This is a genomic window from Anaerococcus sp. Marseille-P3915 (assembly GCF_900258475.1).
Classification (GTDB): Bacteria; Bacillota; Clostridia; order Tissierellales; family Peptoniphilaceae; genus Anaerococcus; species Anaerococcus kampingae.
On record NZ_LT984887.1, the window covers coordinates 623,662 to 647,313 of the forward strand.

Here is a 23,652-nt window from a genome sequence, read left to right on the forward strand (position 1 = left end):
ATTTCCTTATATTATTGGGTTTTAGCAGGTAGATTTATCCAGCTACCTAACTTAACATCCCATTCAAATGGTTCTATTTTATCAAAACCACTCCCATCAAAAAATGTTAATTCTCCAAAATAAATCTTATCATTACTTAAATATAGATCAACTCTAACATGTGGTATTCCTTCGGATAAAATCTCTGCAATTTCTTTCATCTTTTCGAAATGATCTGGCTTAGATGGAATAATTTTAGCATTAGGCATATTAAATGTAAAGCCTAACCAATTGAAATCCATGTCAAAAAAATCACCTGTAGTTTCTTTATTAGTATTCCTATCCTGGTATATTCCAACCACTTTAGCTTTGCCATCAAAACAGTAAAATTTGTAATCCTTTAAATTTGTACCTGTTTCATCAGTCATATATTTTTCAGCAATAATCTTTCTAGGGACATCTTTATAAGGCCATTCTCTACCTAAAAGGTAGTAATCCTGTTTTAATCCTTTTCTCAAGTTTCTTTTAACTTTTTTTATATCCAATTTTGATTTATCTTTACATATACACATTCCAAGACCCGAATTATGATTACACTTTAGTACAAACTGGTTTGGAAGAGAATCGAAATCAATATCATCAGGATTATCCCAGACACCAATCAGTGGAATAAGATATTCATCTCCAATTTTTTCGGATATATAATCTCGCACTTTGTACTTATCAACCATAATAGTATATTCTGGTCTTCTATTATAAAGTTTTAACCATTGTAACTTTTCATTGAATGTTGTTGGGTTATATAAATTCAATCCATACCCCATTGATGCATCAAAAAGCTTTACTAAAAATTTTGCATCGTCCGTGTCACTCAATATTCCGAGTTTAGAATTTACCCTAATTCTAACCTTGGGATTAATTAAATAATTTATAACATTTTCAAAAACATAATTCATACTAATTCTCCTCAATAATTTTAATGAATGTATTTTTATATGAGCTCTAACGATTTACATAAATGATTTATATGGGACCACTCCCAACCCATTATTAAATAAACCATATATATAAAGTGCTGAGAATATAAAAGTAAATATAATTATGTATAATCTTCTATATTTAGACTCATATACAATATTAGGTATTGATAAAGTAAATAATATTGAAAAATAATTTGTAACTCTAGTAAATAACGAAAATGATATCGCACCCATTTGTATATAAATGGCTCCAAAAGAAGACTCATATCTCATAATTTCACTGTTCACTTTATTTTTCTTTAATAATACTCCTATAAAAATTACAATAAATGCATAGAAGAATAGAAGTTTAATTCCTTCACCACTAACCGCCACATTAGAGTAATTATTACTATACAAATTATATATTTTAGGTAATAATATACTAAATCCTATATAAGACAAAAGTATATATATAATATTTAATTTAAACGATGTTGATTTTTTTCTATTATACGATAATACATATGTCAAATAAAAAAATATTGCTGTTTTATGGAACGAAATAGCTAATAAAACTAAGATAAAATATTTTATCAATTTATTTTTTTCTAAACACCTAAAGGCTATAAAACATAAAACACATGCAATGGATTGGCGTAAAATACACATATTGAAACCGATAAATTCTAATCCAGAATATATCAAAAAACTTAATGCCGGATATTTTGAATCCTTATATATAATAATTGAGAAAATGCCAAAAGTTATACAAAATACGATAACTTCAAATATTCTAAAATTTCCAGTAAATAATGCAATAATTTTATTTAATAGAACATAACCCGGATCATAAATATGATTTGTAATAAAAAATTTCATACTAAAGTTAGGGTATAAATTTGAAAAGTAACTTCTGTAATTAATAACATCAACACCAAGTTCTTCATGCCTAAATATTCCAATTGAAAGTATTAATAAAAAACACACTATAAAACTTATATCTCTTAATTTTATTCTGTAGTCAAATATTCTTATATTTTTGAAAGTTGTTTCTAAAAAAATATTAAATAATAATACTAACAGAAGTATAAAATATATCTTCAAATAATTCTCCTATAAATATTTTTACTGATAAATTACTCATTTAATTTTAGACTTTCTAAATACTCTATCCAAGAGTTTAAAACAAAGGTAGATTTATACTGATTTGCATTTTTTTTACTTTCTTTAGAATACTTATCTTGTAATTCCTTATCTTGTAAAACATCTATGATAGCAGAGCTTAATTCTATATAACTACCTGTTTCTACTAAGAGTCCACTTTCATCATCATTTATAAGCATTCTAGGACCTCCACACGGGCAGTCAGTTGATATAGATGGGACTCCTGCTGCTAGTGCTTCCATAAGAGCATTTGGCATTCCTTCATAATCTGAAGATAAAACAAAAATCTCAGCTCTACTAAGAACACCAGGTATATCATCTGAATTTCCGCATAATTTTATATTATTATTCAGTCTCTTTTTATCAATAATATTTTGAAGTTCATTTCTTAATGATCCCTCACCATATATATATAACTTAGCATATTTACATTTTTTAACAACTATTTCAAATGCATCAATAAGCATCTTATGATTTTTTTGCTCTTCAAGTCTTCCGCAAGTGACTATCGTATTCTCTTCAACGTTTCTTTGAATCTTAAAAAAATCATCTTTAACAGCATTATAAATTACCTTTGATTTTCTCTGTAGTTTTTTTGGAAACCAAGCTTGAGCTTCATTAGTTTGGAATACACATCCATCAGCTATAGGCATTATATAGTTACCAACAATTTTACCTAATTTACCTGCATATTCTTTTTCTGGATCATTTCTTACTGAAACAATACATTTTGTTTTTAAACCTATGGAAGACAATATAGCTCTAAAGTTTGCTTCAGCCATAAAAGAAATTAAAAAATCAGGATTTTGTGTCTTAAGTATTTTCCTTAGCTTGTGAATAAGTACAAAATTTCGTTTTATCCTATTTCCGGTATCTTGTTTGTCTAATAAATTAATCCTATTTATGTTTTTAGGAAAATCATATTCATTGTTACCTTCAAAGGTTGTAATTACTGTAGTTTTGTAATTTTGTTCGTGAAATCCAGTAGCCAATTGTAACATTGCACGTTCTGCTCCACCTTTTTCAAGGTTATTTATATATAATACTATATTTGGTTTTGTTTCCATAATATATCCTTAAAATATACGCTTAATTTTAGTAAATCACAAATTCAAATAAAAATTTTGGATAGACTTTGCTACTTTTTTAATATTAAACTCACTATTAACTAATTCGCCATACAAATTTTTATGTTTACTGTTCTTTAAGCTGAAAATTTTATTTGACCATTTTTCTAAAGAGTCATTATCGTCTATCGAGATAAATTCTAGATTTTCAGTATACTTTACTTCTTTTGTAATTCGGTCAGAAGCGACACATTGTAATCCTGACGCCTGTGCTTCGACTAAAGAAACAGGCAAACCCTCATAAAGTGATGGAAGTATAAATACATCGAAAGCTTGTAATACTCTGTTGATATCATTTCTAACACCTAAAAATGTTATTTTATTTTCTATTAATGTACCCCTAATACTTTCATATAAATTTTCTTTTACACCTTTACCCACAAGAACTAACATAGCATCGGAGTATTTTTCTGCAATTATTTTAAACAATTCAATAATAAATTTGTGATTTTTGGGATAAGTATAATTAGCTACATGACCTATAACAAACTTATTGCTCAGATTTAGTTCATTTCTGACTTCATTCCTAATACTTTCATCAAAAATGAACTTTCTCATTTCTATCCCATTATAAATAATAGAAAATATAGACTTTGTACCAAATAACCACTCACCTGACTCTGTTGAACAAGCCAAATTATAATCAGAGTATTTTACAATATCTCTATGCAAGTAATCAACGATTATTTTTTTAAGTCCAGTCCCGGATGATGTTGAATGACTATGTGCTATTGTTATCAGTCCATAATTCTTTGCAATCTTTAAATAAATGGAAGCCGTGCTATCTAAATGCCCATGAATTATTTGCCAGTTTCCTTTGCTTAGGAGCTTATTCCGTGCAATTTTATAATCTAGTATATTATAAATCCTAAATCTAGGAATCGGATAAATTTTGCCTCCCAAACTTTCTATTTCATCGTCATAATGGCACCTCTTATTAGTATGAACAGCGAAATCAAATTGCACCTTTGTCCTATCTATATTCCTATAAATATTCATTATTAGAGTTTCAGCACCGCCTCTATCCATTCCACCAATCACATGCAAAATTCTTTTTATATTACTCAAAATATCTCCTAATTTTATTTCTTGAAATCATAACGTAGAATTATAAATATATCTCAATTCCTTCTCTACAATTAGAGAATCATACTTTTTTATTTTTTTAAAATTGTGTTCTCGCATATTTAATCTCTTATCTAAGTTGTCAGCTAATTCCATAATTCTATCGGATAATTGATGCTTATCATTAACATCAACAATAAAGCCCCCTAAACCATCATCAATAAGATCTCTGTTTCCTCTAATATCTGATACAATACATGGTAGTCCACATGCCATTGCCTCCATTACTGATCTTGGGAGTCCTTCTCTTAGTGACGTAAGTAAAAATATGTCTGATGCTTTCATTATTTCTATGACATCATCCCTATAACCAAGAAAAAATATTTTACTTTCTACACCTTTTTCTTTAGCATATTTTTTAAGCTCGACCTCACTAGGCCCAACCCCACATATCAAATATTTAATGTTATCTTTATCCTTAACCAAAGATAAAGCGTCTATGGCAGCTTTATAATTTTTATTTTTTTCTAATCTCCCAGCAGATATTAATACAGTATCTTCAAATTTAAGTCCTAATTTATTTCTAATCTCCTTTTTTGATACATCAATGTTTTTAATACTTGTTGTATCAATACCTACTCCATGTACTTTGAAAACTTTACCATTCCTTTTTAACTTGAATTTTTTTGCTGCTTGATAATCTTCTTCATTTAAAGTTATAATTACATCAGTAAACCTAGCCAATATTTTTTCAGAGAATTTAAATAAAATATTTTTAAAAAAAGGTTGGCCTTTAAAAAAATGAAAGCCGTGAACTGTATATATTATTTTATCAACATTGTATCTTGTACCAACTAATCTTCCTATTAGGCCACCGATAGGAGTGTTACAATGAATTACTTTTATATTGTTGTTTTTTACTACTTCACTTAAATTCTTATACGCGATTATATTATCCTTAATATTTAACAAGTCCCTATACGTATGAGAGTCAAACATTTTTACTGGTAATTCACATTTTAACCCATTTGGATTACTTCTATTTGTGCCAAAATATACAGTATAACCCATGTCAATAGCAGCTTTTAAACATGGTTTACTGACATTAGTTAATTTTACTTCTGTTCTACTTAATTGTTCTTGAACTGTTGGTTTAGAACTATTTGATAAAAACACATATCCAATCAATTCATCTCTCCTTGATTAAAAAAATCAAATCTTATAGTTTTTATGGCTCTTTCGGCAATAGATATAGCTTCTTTTGGATTCGAAGCTTGTGATATTACAAATCCTGACCTATCTCCGCTACACTTTATTCCATTGAGAGTTTCATTAACACCACTAACTAAAATAACATCTTTAATTCCAAACATATTCTTTGCTTCATTTAATCCATAAATAAATTTGATTTTACCTTTATTATATTTAAGATATCTAATAGCAGAAGCTAAATTCAGTTTCTTCTTTAAATTAATATCTTCACCAATAGATAATTTAATACAAGCTTCAACCATATTTACTCCTGTCGAATAAGGAACTAAATGTGTTGTTATATTATCTCCACCTAATCTAGCACCAATTTCAACAATCTTTGGACCATCTTTTGTCACTTTAATTTCTGTATGTGAAGGTCCATATGTGATTCCAATTGCTCTATTAGCATCTACTGCAACTTTCTTTATCTTTTCAACTAATGAAGGTTCTAACTGCGATGGCTGACTATGACCCATCTCTACAAAGTATGGTGCTCCTGTGGTTAACTTGTCTGTAACTTGTATAACATGGCAAATGCCATCTTTAGAAATTGTTTCTACACTGACTTCTGGTCCTTCCATGTATTCTTCAACCATCAAAGTAGAAGAATTTGAATTATTTATACAATAATCATATATTCTTCTTAAATTTTCTGAATCATAATTGTCGACTAGTCTTATACCTCTACTTCCTGAATTGTCAGCAGGCTTAATTATGCACCTATAATTTTTTTCTCTAATTTTATTGATTGCTTTAATGTAATCATCATAATTAGATACAGAAAAATACATAGGTATAGGAACATTATTGTTTCGCAATGCCTTTCTCATTTTAGACTTGTTAGTTGCATTTATAGCTGTACATTCATCTATCCCTACTAAGTTTAATTCTTTTGCAACTTTTGCTACAGTAGTCATAGGCCTGTCACTTGCAATTGTGATTATACCATCTATTTCATTTTTCTTGGCTTCTTCTAATACTTTTTCTGTATCAGTAGTGCTAACTACAATTTTTTTATCTGCATATGAAAAACCTTCTGCATTAGGATTCATGTCAACTGCTATAACATATAGTCCCATTTTTTTTGCTTCCAAAATAGCGGGGATTTGTAAAATACTTGCCCCTAAAATCATTATTTTCTTCATGTTTAATACCATCTCAAATTATGCTTACATTAATTTTAATCTTCGATTATATCTAAATTCCTGTTGACATTGTTTCTTTTTAATAATGCTAATATAGTCAGAAAAATAATCTTAATATCAAACAATAAGGATAAATGCTCAACGTAATAAATATCATTTTTTAGTTTTTCCTTTGTCAAAACAGAATTACGATTTATAGCTTGGTTATATCCTGTTATACCAGGCCTAACAGTAAGAATTATTTTTTCTTCTTCAGTATACTTGTCCAAATACATCGGTGTATCAGGTCTTGGACCTATAAAGCTCATGTCACCTAACAAAACATTTATTATTTGTGGAAGTTCATCTATACTTGTTTTTCTAATGAATTTTCCATATTTAGTAACTCTTGGATCATCATCTCCATTATATGTTGAACCATCCTCTAACCTTATATCTGGTGCATTTTCTTTCATAGAACGCAACTTATACATCTTAAATGGTTTTCCAAAAAGTCCTGTTCTTTCTGCCTTATAAAATATAGGTCCTCGATCTTCAATCTTTATAACAATAAAGGAAATAAAAATAACCAACATAACTGGTATCATTAAAATTAATGAAAATATAATATCAAACATTCTTTTAGTTAACCTAAATGGCAGTGACCCAGTTGCCACCATATCACTTGACATAATTAAATAGCTCCTGATACTTACTATTGTCTAAATCATTCTTATAATCTTGCATCATTAATCTAAAATCTGAAAACTTAGGGATATAACCAAAGTCATCCCTAGCTTTTTTCATAGAAAATAAATATGAAGTGGTATTATTTTGTATATCTGGTCTGTAGGTAATTTTAGATTTTTTTTCTATATTAGGGGCCCAAACATCCGCTATAATTTCTGCTTGTTCTTGTAATGTAACACCTTTACCAGATGACATGTTGTAAAGTCCTTGAGTACTCTCGCTTTTTATAGCCAAATAGAAAGCATGAGCTACATCTTTAACATAAGCTATGTCTCTACTTAAATTTCTATCACCAAAAATGCATAGATCCTTCCCTTCTTTTGCATTATCAATAAAAATTTTTAAGCCTGATTTTTTTATTTTCCCATTAACGTAAATAGAGTCGTGAGGTCCTACACCATAAACTGGTGGAAATCGAAACCAAGCATTTTTCATACTATATTGATTATTATAATATTGCATAATATCATTAGCAGCATTTTTAGAAAAAACATAAACAGCATGATCTCCTTCGTATATATAATCTCGTGGTTCATCCTCAGTTATAAGTTTTTTGCCCCATGCACCTCTAACATCTGCATATGAACATGTAGATATAACTCTTTTTATTTTATTCTTTCTGCAATATTCAAGAAGATTTATTGTGCCAATAGTATTTACTTCAAAATATTCTGCAGCATTTTCTACATTTTCTAAATCTGCTTTGGAATTTGCTGGTAACAATCCACCCAATAATATTACTCCCTCTATATTCTGAGTTGGAAGTGAGTTAAAGTCTTCAGGTTTAGTTAAATCTAAATTAATATATTTCACACCTAATTTATCGTAATGTTCTCTGAACTTATTATTTCTCCCTGTTACTATAATATCGCAATCTTGTTTCAGAAATTCTTCTACGGTATATACACCTATAAAACTAGACGCACCTATAATTAAATACATAAATCATGCTCCTCAATAATAATTATAATTACAAGTATTTACTTAAAATTATTTCGTAGTTATTTATAACATAATCAACTTCTTCATCTGTAAGCTTAGTATGAAGAGGTAGTGTTATTTCATTTTCATATCGCTTATAGGCATTTGGATAATTTTTTATATCAAAACCTAAATTTTTATAAGCTGTTAATAGAGGAAGTGGTTTGTAATGTACGTTACAAGCTATTCCCGCTTTTGCCATTTCTTCTATTATTAAGTTTCTATCTTCTAGGCTTATTCCTGGTACTCTTGTTATATAAAGATGTCCTGATGATGAATGAATATCGTTATAATGGTCCAAGACTTCTATGCCTATAGGCTTAAATGCTGCACCATATTTTTCAATAATTTCCCTACGTCTTTTTAGAAGCTCTGGGTATCTTTTTACTTGAGCTAGACCAATTCCAGCTAGGACATCTGTCATGTTGCATTTATACCATGGACCAACTACATCATACTCCCATGAGCCTAGTTTAGTTTTGCTTAAGGCATCTTTTGATTGACCATGTAAGGATAAAAGTTGATATTGTTTGTATAATTTCTCATTATCTAATCCTTCTCTATCTTTCCATGTAGAGTATCCACCTTCAGCTGTAGTGAAGTTTTTAACAGCATGGAATGAGAAGTTTGAGAAATCTGCTACTGATCCTGTCTTCTTGCCCTTATATTCAGCTCCTAAAGAGTGGGCAGTATCAGCAACTACAATTATCCTTCCGAAATTTTCTTGAATTTCATTATTTGGCTTAAATAGATTCTTCTTTCTTTCTACTATTTCAAAGATTTTATCATAGTCACAAGGTATACCTGCTAGGTCAACAGGAATTATTACCTTTGTCTTTTCTGTAATAGCTTCTTCTAGCTTTTCATAATCCATCTCTAGATTATTTTCCTGAGTATCTACCATTACAATTTTAGCACCTACATGGTCTATTACTGAGGCAGATGCAGTATAAGTATAAGCACTGGTTATAACCTCATCTCCAAGTCCAATACCTAGGACTCTTAGGGTCATCTCAGCTGCAGCTGTCTGTGAATTTAGGCATACACCTATGTTAGTATCAGTAAATTGATTTAATTCTTTTTCTAGTTTCTTTGTTTTTGGTCCTGTTGTTATCCATCCAGATTTGAGTGCATCAACAACTTCATCTATCTCTGCTTGTGATATGTCTGGTGGCGAAAATGGTATTTGCATCTTAACTCCTTTGTTTTCCTATAAAAGTAGTAATAAGTTTATTAATTATGTCTACTATATCATCATTATCTAAGTGTTCTTCATTGATTACCGACTCTAGGTCTTGGAAGAAGTCTTCCCTTGAGAAATCTAATGGCTTCCCTACAGATATGCCTTCGTGGACTGTTTCTGATAGGTTTTCCTCATCCATTAGCTTTTCTTCGTAGAGCTTTTCTCCTGGTCTAAGACCTGTGTAGACTATCTTCATGTTTATATCCGGTTCATAACCTGATAGCTTGATTAGCTGTCTCGCTAGATCATCAATCTTAACAGGATCTCCCATATCTAGGACGAATATTTCGCCACCCTCAGCAATTGAGCCTGCTTGTAATACTAGTTTTACAGCTTCCTTAATTGTCATAAAATATCTAATAATATCAGGATGGGTAACTGTGACAGGGCCCCCTTCAGCTATCTGTCTTTTGAATAAGGGTATTACTGAACCATTTGACCCTAGGACATTTCCAAAACGTACTGCTACAAACTCTGTCCTTTGAGATTTGCCTGCTAATTTAATAGCTGGGTCGACTGTGAAGGTGTGGTCACCATCTCTTGCCACTATCTTGCTTAGCATATTGTAGTTCTGATTTTCTCTTACATCGTTTAGACCTTGGATTATCTTCTCACAGACTCTCTTTGTAGCTCCCATTATAGATGTAGGATTTACAGCCTTGTCTGTGGATATTAGGACAAAACGCTTAGTATTATATATAAGTGATAAGAGTCCCACTATATAGGTACCTCTGACATTATTTTTGATAGCCTCCATTGGGCTTACTTCCATAAGTGGTACATGTTTATGGGCTGCTGCATGGAATACTATGCTAGGCTTATATGTTTCAAACACCTGCTTAACCCTGTTGTAGTCTCTTACTGATCCTATTAGAGTTAATAAATTTAAATCTTTATGAGTTCTTTTTAATTCTTGCTCTATGTCGTAGGCATTGTTTTCGTAAATATCGAATATTATAAGAAGCTTTGGACCATATTGGGCAATCTGCCTACATAACTCTGATCCAATTGAGCCTCCACCTCCAGTGACGAGTACCACTTGGTCATTGAGATATTCATAGGTTTCGTTAGAAAATATTTTGACTGGTTCACGACCTAGGAGGTCTTCTATCTCTACATCCTTCATCTTGGATACTGATAGCTTGCCTGATACTAGCTGATAAAGTCCTGGTAAGACCTTGACTTCTGCATTTGTATCGCTACAAATGCTTAAGATTTCTTTCTTATCTCTTTCTGCCGCAGAAGGTAGGGCTACTAGGATTAGGTCTACTAATTCCTTATCCACAAGCTCTTTTATCTTATCTCTACCGCCATAGATGATAGTATTATCTATATAGCGACCCTTCTTGCTTGGGTCATCATCTATAAATCCTACTACCTTTATTCTTGTATTTTCCTGAATGTTGGATTTATTTATATCTTCCTTTATAGTTTGACCAGCTGATCCTGCACCAATTATTATTGCCTTCTTATATGAAGGATCTCTCCTTAGTGTATTATACTTAGCTTGAATAAGGAGCTTTTTAGCAAACCTTAGGGCGACTGTACCTGTATATTGCATAAGATATCCAAATATGAAATATGAGGCAGGCATCCTTTGATATAATAATGTTATACCTATAATATGAGTGAGTAGCGATAGAATACAAGCCAAGCTAATATGAATAAGTTCATTATATGAAGCATATTGCAAAATCATCTTATAAAGTCTAAAAAATGAATATATAATAATTGTAATAGCTGTATTTATAAAAGCATATTTGGTAAACGCCGACAAGTACTCCATAGGTATGGCTGAAAAATCCAAATCAAACCTAAAATACAAGGCAAAAAAGTATGAAAGATTGATTATTATAATATCAAAAAATAATAATATTAAAAACTTAATTAGTATTCCCTTTTTATCCTTCATTGTTTCTCCTTCCAAATCCAACTTTAGTTTTGGCTATATTAATGAATTTTTGTATTTCTTTTATATTAGCAAAATAAATTAGTATCAAATATACTATTCCTGGAATTATAATAGATATCGCTAGTGATAATATCAAATTAAATCCTGACATCACTTTGAAATGTAAACTATAGGCTATGGCAGCCATAAAAGAAGATGATAAGACTATCTTAATCAAAGATGATAGGTTCTCCCTATAATCAAATTTGTCAAACTTGATATAATAAACGATACTTACTATTATAGAAGCTACTGCTGTAGAAATGCTTGTAGCATAAGCTAGTCCATCTATACCATATTGTTTTACTAATATTATATTTAATACAAAGTTTATTACTTGTTGGATTAGAATTATTATTAATGGAGATCTGGAATCTCCTATCGCATAAAAGGCATTAGACAATATTCTCATAAAAGAAATGAAAATTATGTATGGGCTATAAGATACAATAAGTGATGATACTATATTTGTATCTAAAGATGTGAAAGCATGCCTTTCATAAGCTAATTTTATAATTGGATTAGCTAGGGCCATTAGTCCAAATGTGGCCGGTATAACTAGGGCCATAGTGAGTATAGCTGATGATGAAAGCTTTTCTTTCATCTTATCGAGCTTTTTGGAATGAGCAAAGTTAGCTATTTCTGGAAAGGTAATTGTAGCTATTGTTAGTGTTATTACTTCTACTATGAAGTCTAGCATATTTTCAGTATAAAAAACCTTGGCTACTCCATCTATGCCAACATAGGCTGAAGCCATCGATTTATCAACTAGTAATGATATTTTATTTGCAGCACTTGATATTATTACGGGAATCATTATTAAAATCATCCTATTTATATCAGGGTCAGCAAAATTTATTTTTAAACTATATTTAAAGCCTTTTTTCCTGCTAGCAAATGGAAATCTTATAAATTGTAAAATATTTGCTATCAGGGTTCCTATTATAAGTATATATGGATTGTTGAAGGCTCCTGTCATAATAGTTGATGAAATAATTATTACATTAAGTATCAATCCTGATATTACTGGATCAATAAAATTACCTTTTGCATTTAAATATCCTCTCATCACAGAGGAGTATAAGAATGTAAATATAGAAACTGCCATTATCCTGGTCCAAGATATGGCCATTTCTAAAGAATGGCCAGACAGTTTTGGTGAGAATATTTTTGCTATTGGTCCTGCAAATAAAATAATTAATACAAATACTATTATTCCACAGACCATCAGAACGTTAATTAAGTTTGATGTAAATAGGTCAGCTTCTTTATCGCCCCTATCATTTTTAACCTTAGTATAGATTGGTATGTAGGCAGATACTATTCCAGCTACTACTGTATACATCATTATATCTGGAATAGTTGTAGCTGTGACATATATGGACTTAATCTCCCCAGCTCCAATAACAGCAGCCATTACTGATTCTCTTACAAAACCAAATATTTTTGTAATAACAGTCAATATCATTATGATTACTGTCATCTTTCCCATATCTTCCCCTACTTGTTATTTTCTTCTATACTTTCCTTAACTTTGTTTTTAGAATCTTCGTTTGGTACCATCATATATAATCTAGAATCTGGCATGAGAGCTGATGGTAGGTCCATGGTACCCGCTCCTTCTAGAGCTTGGCTCTTTATCTTCCATGATGTGCCTTCATCTAATTGTCTATTGACTAATTCTATCATTTTATCATAAGGCATGTTTGTGTTTACTGATTTGAGGGCTACACCTGCTATGTCTCCGAAGTTTAGGAGCATTTGAGGGCTAAGCATTTTTCTTATAATTCCCTCTATTATCCTGGTGTGGTTCTTGCCCCTGTCAAAGTCTCCTGCTGCTTGGTGGTATCTATCTCTTGCAAATACTAGGGCAGCAGTACCATCTAGGTGGTTTTTACCCTGAATGAAATTATAGCCATCCGCTGAAAATGCCCTTGGATTTTCTACTTCTATACCACCTAAGAGGTCTATTAAGTCTTTTAGGGTGGTGAAGTTGACCTTGGCATAGTAGTCGATATTCTCTCCAAAGAGGCCCTCTAGAGTTGCTATTGACTTGTCTACTCCATATAGGCCGGCGTGGGTTAGCTTGTCCTTGCCTATGCCTGGGATATCGACGTAGGAATCCCTAGGTATGGTTGTGATTAGGACCTTGCCTGCTGTTGGGTTGACACTTATTATAAGGTTGACATCTGATCTAGACACTGTGGATAGGGATCCATAGGTGTCTATACCTGATATATAGACATTAAAGGAATCATCTTTAGCGACTTCTTCCTTTTCCTTTTCTTCGCTCTTGCCTTCTACTAGGACTGAGTCTAGGATTCTGGTCTGGTCTGCGAAGTCTTCGATGTTTTCTTCTATGATTTGTCTAAAGCCTTCATTGAGGAGGATTACTTCCTCTTTGCCGCTTAAAAGGCTCTTGGCCAGGGTTATATAGTCTACGTATTTAACCTTGGATAGATTACCCTGATATTTGTCATTATATTCGCTTATTATCTTATCTATAGTTTCTTCATTGTCTGCCTCAGATGTAGCTAGACTAGCATCCTTTATATCCTCTAGGCTCTTATATGGTGAATCTTTCCTTACTATATAGGACATCTGTGTTTTTGTGATGTTCTTATTTTTGTTGATTTCATCGATTGTCCTGATGGATGTATTGGCATAGGACATGGCGACTCCCTGGCCTAAGACAATAAAAACAAGGGCTATCAAATAAAGCACGTTAAAAGCGCCTTTGATTTTACCCTTGGTGTATAAAAGAATATAGATAAGCATAAGCAAAATAGAGCTTCCTATTACTAGTATTCTGTATTTCATTGGTAGAATATTGTATCTATTGATAAAATAAGCAAAGGCTATATTCATCAATAATGAAATTATTATTATGATTTTTGGAAGATATTTTTTTATTCTTTCCATTAGTTTCTCCTGTGTTTAGTCTACCTATATTATCTTTTATTATAAGTTTTTTGCAAGATAGTAAAAAGCTTAACAAAATACTATGTGAATTGATTAAATTCATGTTAAGACATATTGGTATATATTAAATTATAATATAAAATTGTGACTTTGTAAACAAAATCAAGGGTTCGTTTATGTTATTCGCCAATAAAGTCAAGAAAACTAAAATCAGTTGTTTTTTCTTGTGGGTTTGGGATGGAATTGGTTTGTTTTATGCGAAAACTTTATCTCCCCTCGTTTCGACCGAGCATAGCGAGCTGAGAAATCTGAGATTTTTTTATTAATATTTTTAAAGATATATTTGTGCTTTGATTTAAGTAAATAATAACGCCGGAGTAGTTCTAATAGACTTCTCGACGGAGCTCGAAGAAAGGGAAATGTAAGATACACCTACTGCCGATGTAGATACGGAACCCTATATATACATATCTATGAGTTCTCTCACTCCGTTCGAGAAGGGAAGGTGTCTGTTCGGAGAGGCTTCTCAGGACGAGCCGACGGGCTTGCCACTACTGTCGAAGCAAGGGTATTTTAAGTTTTCTGCGAAAACTTTTGTTTTTATGAGGTAATGGTTGTATTTACTTAATGCCGATGTAGGTACAGAACCCTTTATATAAAGAACCATGAGTCCTCTCACGAAGTTCGAGGACGGAGGTTGGCTGCGACCGAGCCATGTTTAAACACCATTTTTTCGACCGAGCTTGCTCTCCTCCCCTTGTTTCGACCAAGCTTGCGATTGGAGAAATCTTATCCTTTACATTTCAAACGCAAGAATTTTGCGTTTGCTTTTGTTCATTCTCGTTTGTTTATCAAACTTAAAAGCCCTCTTGTGTTTATTTTAGAGGGCTTTATCTTTTTATTGGTCTTTTATTTTTACTGCTACCATTTTGGCTTTGGCTCTTATTTCTCCTTTTGCTTCTAGGGTCATTTCTATTATTGCTTTTCTTTCTCCTAGTTCTGCTAGGCTTGACCTGATTATGATTTCTTCATCCATTGGGGTTGGTTTTTTGAAGTCTACTTCTAGTCTGGCTGTGATGTATCTTTGGATTACTGTGTTTTTAGTTAGTTCTAGGCCCTGTGCGTGGTGGTTGAAGTAGGCTGCGCTGGCTGTGCCGTGACAGTCAAATAGCATTGCTATCATGCCACCGAAAAGGTTGAATGGGACTCCTCCTGTGTACATCTTATCTGGTTTTACCTTGCATATTACTTCTTTTACATCATCAGTTGGGTAGGATTTGAGGTGGAGGCCTTCTTTATTTTGAACACCACATCCCCAGCAGTGTTGGTATTTTTCGCCGTAGGTCTCTTGGATTGCTACTTTTTCTGTCATTTCATTTCCTTTCCATACTCTCAATATTGTTTTTATGTTTCTATTATATTTGATTTTATACCCATAAATATGAACTTTATAAACAATGCTACAACTCAAAAAATCGCTCGATTATTGAGCGATTCAGATATTTTTATATTAAAGTTTTGTTAAAATTTATGAGCCTTTATTTGAATTACCACTATAAAAAAACGATAGTTACAGCTACCGTCTTTTTTGATTCTCATGAAGAATCGCACTCTACATTTTCCTTGAATTAATCAAGGGCTTTTTTGATGACCTAAGAGGTGGCTTCTCTTACAATTATTATATCATTATTTAGGTATTTTACAAGCTAGAATTGTTTTTAACTATTTATTTAATGGTTCTTATTTGAATTTATTTCTTCTTACCCTTTTCAAGGATTCTCATTAGATTTTCCTTGCCATTTTTGAGGTTTTCTTTGAAGATTTGCTGGATATTTTCTTTGCCTTCTTTTGTTGAGATGTCTTCTAATTTCATCTCTCCCTTAAAGACTTGCTCCATGATTGCTATATAGGCTGTTCCTAGGGCCGCTGTGATTACTCCTGCTGTGCCTGCAGATATAGCACCTCCTGCTATAGATCCTGCTCCTGGGACTAGTTTTATTATATTGGCTACAACTGTTCTTCCCAAAAGTGTGGCACCTCCTGATCCCAAGGTGGATGATACTAGGGCTGTGATAACTGATTTATTAATATCAAAGCCAAATATGACTGTAATTGATGCTATCATTGCGATTTGGGTTGGGATTAGTAAAGTAGCATCGGCAAAGGGAATTGGGGCTGCACCTTGACCTGTGGCAGCTAGGGCCGCTGCAGCTACAGCCTTAACTGCTCTTGACTTTTTTGCTTCAAGATTTGCTATCTGTACGTGTTGGAGGGTGTCTTGGAGCTCTTCTGGCAGAGCGTGTCCCATGATATTTATAAGCCTATCTAGGCCGAAAGACTTAACTGTGCCTACATCTTCTATCTCAAAGTCCTTGGCAAGGACTGGCACAACTTGGATAATATCGAGGTTTTCATCCTCAATTATAGAACGGAGTTTCTCGGCATTTTTCTTTGAAATTGACTGGGTTAGGACAATTATGATTGGAACTTGGGTCGTCCTATTCTCATGGGTGAGCTCTCTTATCCACTCGATTTCTTCTGGCTCTACCCTATTAGAGCTGGTGTTTATGCAATACCAGATGCAGTGGATTGCCTCATTGATGTCATTTTTGCTAAGGCCCTTATTAATTGTCGCTATTATCTCAGATTTGACCTCTTCCTGGACATCTTTCCCAAGCTCAAAGCCCTTGGTATCGTAGATATTTAGAGGGACTCCCTCCTTGCTTATCTTTCTCATATGACTTGTTACAGGCTTACCCAGGCCCTCCTCGGCTAAGTTATCTTTAAATACAGCATTGATAAGAGTAGACTTACCTACTCCAGTCTTACCAGCCACTATTATATTTAGCTTATTTAAGTTATTTATTTTTTCTTTTATTAGGTCAATTGCCTCCTGGGCAATGTTTATAGCATCTAAGGCCATGGGTCCTCCTTTATAATTTTAAATTCATACCGCTAATCTGGTATAATTATTTTGAAAGCGAACGATAAGAAAATGAATTACTTATATAAATACTATACTCCAAGAAATTTTGATAATATAATTATGACTTCTGAAGAAAATATTCTTACTGGTCTTTATTTTGAGAAGGCATTTCCTTTTGACGAGAATGATTTTATAAAAAATAAGCCCGATATTTTTAAGGAGACCATTAGCTTTCTAGATTTATATTTTAAAGGAATAAATCCAGGTTTTATCCCTAAATTTGCCTTGCCTCATATGAGTGATTTTAGAAAAAGTGTAATAGAAATCCTCCTTACTATCCCCTATGGCAAGGTCATGACCTACAAGGAAATAGCAAGCCTTATTGCCAAGAAAAGAAAAATAGAAACTATGTCAAGCCAGGCTGTGGGTGGAGCTGTTGGAGCCAATCCTATTTCTATAATCATCCCCTGCCATAGAGTAATCGGGAGCAACATGAATCTAACAGGTTATGCAGGAGGGTTAGATAATAAGTACGAACTACTAAAGATAGAAGGCCATGATATGGTTAAGTTTAAAATGCCAAAGAAAGGAAAATTCTTATGAAAAGATGCTCATGGGTAAATCTTAATAACCCTGCCTATGTGAGCTACCACGATAAGGAGTGGGGAAATCCTAATTTTGATGAAGACTATCTATTTGAGATGCTTATTTTAGAAGCCTTTCAGGCAGGTCTTTCTTGGGAAATCGTCCTAAATAAAAGAGAGGCCTTCCGCAAGGCTTATGATGAATTTGATTTAGAAAAAATACTAAGCTATGATGAAGCAAAGATAGACGAGCTTCTAAATAATCCTGATATAATTAGAAATAAGCAAAAGATAAGGGCTAGCATTACAAATGCTAAGGTTTTTAAACAAATTGAAGAAGAATTTGGATCTTTTTATGCTTACTTAAAAGGCTTTGTAGGAGATGAGATAATCTATGAAAATGATAAGACCACTTCAGAAATCTCTGATAAGCTCTCAAATGACCTTAAAAAACGCGGCATGAAATTTGTAGGATCTACGACAATATATTCATTCCTCCAGGCGGTAGGCTTTATAAATTCTCATGATGATGAATGTTTCCTAAAGAAAACTCCCTAACTTAGATTTCCTAAGCTAGGGAGTTTTTTCAGTCCATATTCTTAAGTTTAGTAAAGTTTTTAAATTCGTAAGGATTTCTTGCCTTAAATAGTGGATTTATCTTCCATTCTCTTTTTATGCTTGTTGGAAGGGTCGGTTTGCCTAAAGCTAGGCTTTCTTTTGCCTTTTTTATTTCTTCATCCATGAAATCTTCTTTGATGATATTTTTGGATTAGGTGAGATGTTTTATTGTGTATTCGTGGGCTGGATAGACTAGGGTTTCTTCTGGAAGAGACCTTAGTTTATCAATTGTTTCAAAAGAAAGGTCGAATCTTCCTGTAAAGACTCTTCCACAACCTGATGAAAATAGGGCATCTCCGCAAAATAGCCTGCCATCTACAAGGTAAGAAATATGGTCATAGGTGTGTCCAGCTGTATTTATTACTTTGAAATCATAGTCTAGAAGATTAAAAGAATCCCCTTCTTTTAGGGTCTTATCATTTAAATTTTCTATTTCTATAGGCCCAAATACTCTAGCCTTTGGATATTTTGCCTTAATCTCTTCTACCCCACCTACATGGTCTAGGTGCTTGTGGGTAAGTAAAATTGCCACAAGATTTTTACCTTCTAAATATTCAAGGGCTGGCTTGGCTTCGCCTGGATCAACTAAGATTATGTCTTTATCTTTTTCTATGGTCCAAATGTAATTGTCTTCAAATGCTTTTATATAAGAAACTTTCATATAAACTCCTTCGAATGACTTATACCCAATCTTTTTACCTTTTATCCATTGGGATGTATTCTTTCTTGTCATTTAAAGACTTATAGGCAGGCCTTATTATCTTTTCATCTTCAATTTGCTCAAGTCTGTGGGCACACCAACCTACTGTCCTTGCTATGGCAAAGATTGGTAGGTACAAATCTTTTGGAATATTTAGCATATCATAGACAAAACCTGAATATAGGTCGACATTGGCACATGGAAGATAGGCCATGTTTTTCCTATCCTTAATAAGCCTTGCCCCAATATTTTCGACCCTTTCTATAAAGAGGAAGTCCTTCATCCTGCCCTTTATCTCTGCTATCTCTTTGGCCTTCTCTTTTAGAAGAAGTTCCCTAGGGTCTGATAGGGTATAAACTGCATGGCCTAGGCCATAGATTAGACCCTTATTGTCAAAGGCCTTTTTATCTAGGATATCTTCTAGATAGGCTTTAATCTCAGCCTCATCTTCAGTGTTTTTAATATTTTCCCAAATATTATCAAGCATCTTGCTTACCTTTATATTGGCTCCTCCGTGTCTAGGACCCTTGAGAGAGGCAAGGCCTGCTACGATTGATGAGTAGGTGTCTGTGCCTGATGAAGATACAACGTGGGTTGCAAAGGCTGAGTTATTTCCTCCGCCATGCTCTGCATGGATTATTAATAAGAGGTCTAAGATTTCTGCTTCCTTCTTGCTATAGGCCTGGTCAGGCCTTAGCATGGAAAGAATATTTTCTGCAATTGACTTATCTGGGCTTGGATTGTGAATTATGAGCGACTCTCTGCCAAATTTATGTAGTTTTGCCTGGTAGGAATATATGGCAAGGAGGGGAATCTTGGCTATGAGCGATAGGGATTGGGCTAGGACATTTTCTATAGAAGTATTGTCCGGGTCCTTATCATATGTATAAAGGGCAAGCATTGAACCCATCATCTTGTTCATTATGTCTGTACCTGGGAGGTTAAGAATGGTGTTTTCAAAAAATCCCCTAGGTAGGGTCATATTTGATGCTAGAATTTCCTTAAAGCCATCAAGCTCTTCTTTTTGGGCTAGGCTATTAAAAATCAAAAGATAAATAACTTCCTCAAAGCCAAGCCTGTGGGTATCTTCAACATCTTTTACAAGCTTTGTTAGGGGATAGCCCCTGTAGTAAAGCTCGCCATGGGTGGGGATTTTCTTGCCATCTTCTATCTTATAGCCACAAACATCCCCCACCTTGGTTATGCCAACCAGGACTCCTGTCCCATTTTTATTCCTAAGGCCCCTTTTTATATCAAATTTGTCATAGAGGCTCTTGTCTATGTTGTTTAATTCTTTGATAGGACCTGCGTATTTATTAATTTCCATCCTAGGCCCCTAAATTGTCGATTATCGCTTGGGTGATTTCTTTTGTAGTGGCAGAACCACCCAAGTCTCTTGTGTAATTTGTCTTATCTGATAGGGTCTTATAGATTGCATCTCTTATCATTTTGGCCTTAGCATTTTCTCCTATATCATCTAGCATTAGGCAGAGGGTTAAGAGCATGGCAATAGGATTTGCAAGATTTTGACCAGCTATATCAGGGGCTGAGCCGTGGATTGATTCATAAATTGCAATGTCCTTACCCTTATTTACTCCTGGCATAAGGCCAAGACCGCCTACAAGACCTGCTCCAAGGTCTGATAGGATATCGCCGTAGAGGTTTTCTGTGACAAGAACATCAAATCTATCTGGGTGCATGACCATCTGCATAGCCGTGTTATCGACTAGGATTTCTTCCATTTCTATATCTGGATAGGCTTTTGCGACATCCCTTGCCACATCTAAAAAGAGTCCGTCGGTTAGCTTCATTATATTGGCCTTGGTTACGACACTCACTTTTTTCCTGTTTTGAGCTTGGGCGTAGTCAAAGGCAGCTCTTATAATTCTTTCTGACTTATCTCTTGTGATTATCTTTATAGAGTGGGCTTCATTTTCTGAAATTTGCTCTTCAACTCCTGCGTAGAGGTCCTCTGTATTTTCCCTAAAGATTACCATGTCTACACCATCAAATTTTAACTCTAATGGACCTGGGGCCTTGATTGGTCTGATATTAGCGTAAAGGTCAAATTTCTTCCTTAATTCTACATTTATAGACCTAAAACCATGGCCAATCGGTGTTGTGATTGGGCCCTTGATGGCGATTTTGTTTTTATTTATGGAATCAAAGAGAGCTTCTGGTATATAGGTGCCTTCCTTTTCAAATACGGAAAGGCCTGCATTTATCTCTTCAAATTCTAGGTCTAGGTCTAGGGCCCCAACCACTTCCTTCATAGCTTGGCTTATTTCTGGGCCTATACCATCACCCTTTATTAGTGTTACTTTCATACTTACTCCAATACTAAATTTTTAGCATAAGCTAGGTAGCCTCCTTCTAGGAGAACTTGCTTTTCTCTTTCTGAAAAATCGGATTTTAATTTTATCTTGATATTTTTTGTCAAATCTTCTAAGAAATAGGAATCTTTTTCTATAGATTCTTTCATATTTACAATTCTAATATCATCGTATTCGTCGATTTTATCATAGTCTGCAGGGTCTTCAAATACTAGTGGAAGAATTGCGTTATTTATGAGGTTTGACCTATGAATTCGGGCAAAGGACTTGGCAACGACTGCCTTTATTCCAAGATATAGAGGAATTAGGGCTGCGTGCTCTCTAGATGATCCTTGGCCGTAGTTTTCGCCTGCAAGGATCACTCCACCGTCCATGTCTTCACATCTTTTCTTAAAGTCGTCGATTTTAGTTGTGAAGGCATATTCGGATAGGTAGGCAATATTTGACCTAAATGGCAAGAGCTTGGCATTTGATGGACAAATATCATCGGTTGTTATTCCATCTCCTGCCTTAAAGACTACCTTTTTATCTATATCGCTTGCCTTGCTTGCCTTTGGGAAAGGCTTGATATTTTTTCCTTTTATAGTTTCTTTTATTCTTTTGGTATGGTCATCTTCTGGTCTTATAAAATAGGCATCTGTATGGTTAAAGTCTACGTCTTTTGGAAAATTTTCCTGATAGTCAAGCTCGCTAGGATCTGCTATATAGCCTAGGACTGCACTTACTGCACAGGTTTCTGGACTTGCAAGATAGATTTTTGCATCCATGGTGCCAGACCTCCCCTTAAAGTTCCTATTAAAAGACCTTAGGGAAACGCCGTCTGATTTTGGTGCCTGACCCATACCTATACATGGACCACAGCCTGATTCTAGGATTCTTGCTCCAGCTTTTATCATTGTAGCAAGGGCACCATTTTCTGAAATCTTTTCTAAAATTGTAGCAGAACCTGGTGATATAACTAAGGATACATCTGGATGGACCTTCCTTCCATCAAGAATTGCCGCTACCTTCATTAGGTCCATATAGGATGAATTGGTACAAGATCCGATAGCAACTTGGTCAAGCTTTATCTTTTCTAGATCACCCACAACTGCATATTGGTCCGGATAATGTGGCTTGGCTACAGCTGGCACTATCTTACTTAAATCTATGTCTATAGTTTCATCATAAAAGGCTCCTGGGTCAGCTGATATTTCCACATAGTCTTCTTCCCTATTTTGGCTCTTAAGATAAGCCAAGGTATTTTCATCTGATGGGAAAATCGAGGTGGTCGCACCGAGCTCTGCTCCCATGTTGCAGATGGTTGCCCTGTCTGTTACAGAAAGACTCTTGACCCCATCACCTGTATATTCCATGATATAACCTGTTCCACCCTTTACGGTGAGCTTGCCTAGGATATAGAGAATTATGTCCTTGGCATTGGCATTTTTATTTAGCCTGTTGGTTAAATTCACCCTAAAAACCTTAGGGACTTTTACAAAATAAAACCCCCTAGCCATGGCAACAGCTACTTCAAGGCCTCCTGCCCCTATAGCAAGCTGGCCAAGGCCACCGGCTGTAGGTGTGTGAGAGTCAGATCCTAAGAGGGTTTGGCCGGGCTTTGCAAATTGTTCTAGATTTACCTGGTGGCAGATGCCTGCTCCAGCCTTTGAAAAGGTAATACCGTATTTGTTGGCAGCCGACTTTATAAATTCGTGGTCGTCAGCATTTTCAAAACCTGCTTGCAAAATATTATGATCTATGTAGGCAAGAGAGTTTTCTGTGGCGACATTTTCTATATCCATTGCCTCAAGCTGGAGGTAGGCCATAGTACCTGTCGAATCCTGGGTAAGGGTTTGGTCGATTTTTATTGCGACTTCTTCCCCTGTTTTAAGCTCTCCTTTTAGTAAATGATTTTTAAATATTTTCATAGCTAATGATAAAGCCATATGAACTCCTTTTTACTTTAATGTGATATCGTATAGTGGGT

Annotated in this window: 21 protein-coding genes; 2 read left to right on the forward strand and 19 right to left on the reverse strand. The window is 33.9% G+C overall.

The genetic code is table 11. The features are described 5' to 3' along the window. Positions 1-11: 11 nt before the first annotated feature. The 14 genes from C8269_RS03115 to C8269_RS03180 all read right to left on the reverse strand — a co-directional run bounded on the left by C8269_RS03115 (position 12) and on the right by C8269_RS03180 (position 17,445). Positions 12-935 (reverse strand): ATP-grasp fold amidoligase family protein, encoded by a 924-nt coding sequence (locus tag C8269_RS03115; RefSeq protein WP_106460393.1) that lies wholly within the window; start codon positions 933-935, stop codon positions 12-14. 54 nt (positions 936-989) lie between these two features. Next, on the reverse strand, positions 990-2,045 hold the full coding sequence (locus C8269_RS03120; RefSeq protein ID WP_106460394.1) for an EpsG family protein: 1,056 nt from the start codon (positions 2,043-2,045) through the stop codon (positions 990-992). A 32-nt stretch (positions 2,046-2,077) separates the two neighbouring features. Then, positions 2,078-3,172: a glycosyltransferase family 4 protein gene (locus tag C8269_RS03125; RefSeq protein WP_106460395.1), complete on the reverse strand. Its 1,095-nt coding sequence runs from the start codon at positions 3,170-3,172 to the stop codon at positions 2,078-2,080. A 36-nt stretch (positions 3,173-3,208) separates the two neighbouring features. After that, the gene (locus C8269_RS03130; protein ID WP_106460396.1) at positions 3,209-4,300 is read right to left on the reverse strand and encodes a glycosyltransferase family 1 protein; all 1,092 of its coding nucleotides are present in this window, start codon (positions 4,298-4,300) and stop codon (positions 3,209-3,211) included. Between the two features lie 27 nt (positions 4,301-4,327). Continuing rightward, positions 4,328-5,485 carry a glycosyltransferase family 4 protein gene (locus C8269_RS03135; protein WP_106460397.1) on the reverse strand — a complete coding sequence of 386 codons (1,158 nt, stop codon included), beginning with the start codon at positions 5,483-5,485 and terminating at the stop codon, positions 4,328-4,330. Next, positions 5,482-6,696, reverse strand: coding sequence for an ATP-grasp domain-containing protein (locus C8269_RS03140; protein ID WP_106460398.1), 1,215 nt, complete (start codon positions 6,694-6,696; stop codon positions 5,482-5,484). The genes C8269_RS03135 and C8269_RS03140 overlap by 4 nt, the downstream gene beginning before the upstream one ends. A gap of 35 nt (positions 6,697-6,731) precedes the next feature. Beyond that, the gene (locus tag C8269_RS03145) at positions 6,732-7,367 is read right to left on the reverse strand and encodes a sugar transferase (RefSeq protein WP_199792149.1); all 636 of its coding nucleotides are present in this window, start codon (positions 7,365-7,367) and stop codon (positions 6,732-6,734) included. Beyond that, the gene (locus C8269_RS03150) at positions 7,357-8,367 is read right to left on the reverse strand and encodes an NAD-dependent epimerase/dehydratase family protein (RefSeq protein ID WP_106460399.1); all 1,011 of its coding nucleotides are present in this window, start codon (positions 8,365-8,367) and stop codon (positions 7,357-7,359) included. The genes C8269_RS03145 and C8269_RS03150 overlap by 11 nt, the downstream gene beginning before the upstream one ends. A 28-nt stretch (positions 8,368-8,395) precedes the next feature. Beyond that, the gene (locus C8269_RS03155; RefSeq protein ID WP_106460400.1) at positions 8,396-9,598 is read right to left on the reverse strand and encodes a DegT/DnrJ/EryC1/StrS family aminotransferase; all 1,203 of its coding nucleotides are present in this window, start codon (positions 9,596-9,598) and stop codon (positions 8,396-8,398) included. 1 nt (position 9,599) lies between these two features. Continuing rightward, a complete protein-coding gene (locus C8269_RS03160; RefSeq protein ID WP_106460401.1) occupies positions 9,600-11,561 on the reverse strand; it encodes a polysaccharide biosynthesis protein in 1,962 nt (653 codons plus the stop codon). After that, on the reverse strand, positions 11,551-13,092 hold the full coding sequence (gene murJ / locus C8269_RS03165) for a murein biosynthesis integral membrane protein MurJ (protein WP_106460402.1): 1,542 nt from the start codon (positions 13,090-13,092) through the stop codon (positions 11,551-11,553). The genes C8269_RS03160 and murJ overlap by 11 nt, the downstream gene beginning before the upstream one ends. A gap of 8 nt (positions 13,093-13,100) precedes the next feature. Then, positions 13,101-14,522 carry an LCP family protein gene (locus C8269_RS03170; RefSeq protein WP_199792150.1) on the reverse strand — a complete coding sequence of 474 codons (1,422 nt, stop codon included), beginning with the start codon at positions 14,520-14,522 and terminating at the stop codon, positions 13,101-13,103. A gap of 898 nt (positions 14,523-15,420) precedes the next feature. Then, positions 15,421-15,894: a hotdog domain-containing protein gene (locus C8269_RS03175; RefSeq protein WP_106460403.1), complete on the reverse strand. Its 474-nt coding sequence runs from the start codon at positions 15,892-15,894 to the stop codon at positions 15,421-15,423. Between the two features lie 378 nt (positions 15,895-16,272). Then, complete coding sequence (locus tag C8269_RS03180) at positions 16,273-17,445, reverse strand: GTPase (RefSeq protein WP_106460404.1); 1,173 nt, start codon at positions 17,443-17,445, stop codon at positions 16,273-16,275. Positions 17,446-17,517: 72 nt separating this feature from the next. Between C8269_RS03180 and C8269_RS11110 the strand changes: the two genes are divergently transcribed. Both C8269_RS11110 and C8269_RS03190 read left to right on the forward strand, forming a co-directional pair. Continuing rightward, positions 17,518-18,051: a methylated-DNA--[protein]-cysteine S-methyltransferase gene (locus C8269_RS11110; protein ID WP_106460405.1), complete on the forward strand. Its 534-nt coding sequence runs from the start codon at positions 17,518-17,520 to the stop codon at positions 18,049-18,051. Beyond that, a complete protein-coding gene (locus C8269_RS03190; protein ID WP_106460406.1) occupies positions 18,048-18,590 on the forward strand; it encodes a DNA-3-methyladenine glycosylase I in 543 nt (180 codons plus the stop codon). The genes C8269_RS11110 and C8269_RS03190 overlap by 4 nt, the downstream gene beginning before the upstream one ends. A 28-nt stretch (positions 18,591-18,618) precedes the next feature. Here C8269_RS03190 and C8269_RS11115 read toward each other — a convergent pair whose 3' ends face one another. From C8269_RS11115 to C8269_RS03210, 5 genes are read right to left on the reverse strand one after another with little or no spacing between them, the layout of a single operon-like run. After that, positions 18,619-18,774, reverse strand: coding sequence for a hypothetical protein (locus tag C8269_RS11115; RefSeq protein WP_325034679.1), 156 nt, complete (start codon positions 18,772-18,774; stop codon positions 18,619-18,621). 27 nt (positions 18,775-18,801) lie between these two features. Beyond that, a complete protein-coding gene (locus C8269_RS03195) occupies positions 18,802-19,311 on the reverse strand; it encodes an MBL fold metallo-hydrolase (protein WP_325034680.1) in 510 nt (169 codons plus the stop codon). Positions 19,312-19,345: 34 nt separating this feature from the next. Beyond that, positions 19,346-20,677, reverse strand: coding sequence for a citrate synthase (locus tag C8269_RS03200; protein ID WP_106460407.1), 1,332 nt, complete (start codon positions 20,675-20,677; stop codon positions 19,346-19,348). 1 nt (position 20,678) lies between these two features. Then, complete coding sequence (locus C8269_RS03205) at positions 20,679-21,677, reverse strand: isocitrate/isopropylmalate dehydrogenase family protein (protein WP_106460408.1); 999 nt, start codon at positions 21,675-21,677, stop codon at positions 20,679-20,681. A gap of 2 nt (positions 21,678-21,679) precedes the next feature. Beyond that, positions 21,680-23,611 (reverse strand): aconitate hydratase, encoded by a 1,932-nt coding sequence (locus C8269_RS03210; protein WP_106460409.1) that lies wholly within the window; start codon positions 23,609-23,611, stop codon positions 21,680-21,682. Positions 23,612-23,652 lie beyond the last annotated feature (41 nt).

What these genes read in the sequence shown, in the direction of transcription:
- C8269_RS03140 (WP_106460398.1), bottom strand. Translation starts at nt 6,696, where the DNA reads ATGAAGAAAATAATGATTTTAGGGGCAAGTATTTTACAAATCCCCGCT.
- C8269_RS03125 (WP_106460395.1), bottom strand. Translation starts at nt 3,172, where the DNA reads ATGGAAACAAAACCAAATATAGTATTATATATAAATAACCTTGAAAAA.
- C8269_RS03200 (WP_106460407.1), bottom strand. Translation starts at nt 20,677, where the DNA reads ATGGAAATTAATAAATACGCAGGTCCTATCAAAGAATTAAACAACATA.
- C8269_RS03195 (WP_325034680.1), bottom strand. Translation starts at nt 19,311, where the DNA reads ATGAAAGTTTCTTATATAAAAGCATTTGAAGACAATTACATTTGGACC.
- C8269_RS11115 (WP_325034679.1), bottom strand. Translation starts at nt 18,774, where the DNA reads ATGGATGAAGAAATAAAAAAGGCAAAAGAAAGCCTAGCTTTAGGCAAA.
- C8269_RS03145 (WP_199792149.1), bottom strand. Translation starts at nt 7,367, where the DNA reads ATGTCAAGTGATATGGTGGCAACTGGGTCACTGCCATTTAGGTTAACT.
- C8269_RS11110 (WP_106460405.1), top strand. Translation starts at nt 17,518, where the DNA reads ATGAATTACTTATATAAATACTATACTCCAAGAAATTTTGATAATATA.
- C8269_RS03190 (WP_106460406.1), top strand. Translation starts at nt 18,048, where the DNA reads ATGAAAAGATGCTCATGGGTAAATCTTAATAACCCTGCCTATGTGAGC.
- C8269_RS03180 (WP_106460404.1), bottom strand. Translation starts at nt 17,445, where the DNA reads ATGGCCTTAGATGCTATAAACATTGCCCAGGAGGCAATTGACCTAATA.
- C8269_RS03155 (WP_106460400.1), bottom strand. Translation starts at nt 9,598, where the DNA reads ATGCAAATACCATTTTCGCCACCAGACATATCACAAGCAGAGATAGAT.
- C8269_RS03210 (WP_106460409.1), bottom strand. Translation starts at nt 23,611, where the DNA reads ATGGCTTTATCATTAGCTATGAAAATATTTAAAAATCATTTACTAAAA.
- C8269_RS03205 (WP_106460408.1), bottom strand. Translation starts at nt 21,677, where the DNA reads ATGAAAGTAACACTAATAAAGGGTGATGGTATAGGCCCAGAAATAAGC.
- C8269_RS03175 (WP_106460403.1), bottom strand. Translation starts at nt 15,894, where the DNA reads ATGACAGAAAAAGTAGCAATCCAAGAGACCTACGGCGAAAAATACCAA.
- C8269_RS03170 (WP_199792150.1), bottom strand. Translation starts at nt 14,522, where the DNA reads ATGGAAAGAATAAAAAAATATCTTCCAAAAATCATAATAATAATTTCA.
- C8269_RS03160 (WP_106460401.1), bottom strand. Translation starts at nt 11,561, where the DNA reads ATGAAGGATAAAAAGGGAATACTAATTAAGTTTTTAATATTATTATTT.
- C8269_RS03115 (WP_106460393.1), bottom strand. Translation starts at nt 935, where the DNA reads ATGAATTATGTTTTTGAAAATGTTATAAATTATTTAATTAATCCCAAG.
- murJ (WP_106460402.1), bottom strand. Translation starts at nt 13,092, where the DNA reads ATGGGAAAGATGACAGTAATCATAATGATATTGACTGTTATTACAAAA.
- C8269_RS03150 (WP_106460399.1), bottom strand. Translation starts at nt 8,367, where the DNA reads ATGTATTTAATTATAGGTGCGTCTAGTTTTATAGGTGTATATACCGTA.